Below are 999 nucleotides of genomic sequence, written 5' to 3' on the forward strand. Positions count from 1 at the left end.
TCGATCCTCCATCTCATCGAATACAGCTCGAAGACCAGCGAAGCGGGAAGCTCCTGCTCGGAGCAGTTGGTCAGCATGATCTGCCAGCCCAGCAGATGCAGCGTTTGCTCGCTGGGAGACTTGCGCCGGTCGCGGTTGGCCTTGGCCTTTTGTCGCCTGCGGTTGGCTACCTCCTCCTTGAGCGGGACCAGTATCAGCCTGCAAGCAAGCCTCGCCTCGTGCCCTAGATGGACGTCTAGCTCGACGGTCCGAGCGGGGTTGGCCAGCTCGGTTAGCTCGAGGCGCTTCCCTGTGGCGGGATCGTACAGGGCGGTACCGCTCATGTATCGGCTCAGGTAATACGCTCCAAGGCCGCCGATCTGGCGCAGCGACTCCAGCGTCAGGTACCCTAGATCCCTAAGGATCAGATCCCCTTCACGGGCCAGCTCCACGATGTCCAGGGCGGCGCTCTGGTCGTTTCGGGTGTATCCTCCAAGCGAGAACCCCACGAAACGGTTGGAGACCATCTCGTAGATCGCCTGCGCCTTCATCACCGCCGAACTGTCGTACTGGTTGCTCGATCCGGGGTAGTGCTTGCTCGCCGCCTTGGGCAGGGAAATGCAGGTGCTGTCCTGGATCAGCACCCGCGGGAAGCTTCCCAAGCTGGGCAGCTCGCAGTGAGCTTTGGTCGCCAAGGCTGCTCCCAAGGCCTTCTCCAGCAGCTTGCCCCCACCCTTGGCCAAGCGCTTGCACATGGCCTGCTTGGTTATCGTCAGGGCGTTGACCAGTCCCATGAAAGCGGCCGCCACCCTCAGCGACGGCGTCCTGTGCGAGCTTGCCAGGCAAAGGGAAAGGCACCAGCTCAAGGCGGTGACCTTCCTGCTCTTGGAACTCCAGCCCGACTCCTTGGCCAGGGCCGAGAGATCCAGCGATTCGAGCATGGTCTTCAGAAGCGGAGCGGATTGGTCTTGCTTGTCCATCGAAGCTTTCTGGAGGCAGGGCAATCCAAACGCGCTAGTA

At 61.8% G+C, this 999-nt stretch carries 1 protein-coding gene; it reads right to left on the minus strand.

The features are described from left to right. On the minus strand, window positions 1-959 hold a 959-nt coding region (locus JIN87_RS27960), incomplete at its 3' end, for an IS4 family transposase (protein WP_200360044.1). Window positions 960-999: the final 40 nt, after the last annotated feature.

The sequence above is a fragment of the Pelagicoccus mobilis genome (assembly GCF_016595505.1).
In the GTDB taxonomy this organism is placed as follows: Bacteria; Verrucomicrobiota; Verrucomicrobiia; order Opitutales; family Opitutaceae; genus Pelagicoccus; species Pelagicoccus mobilis.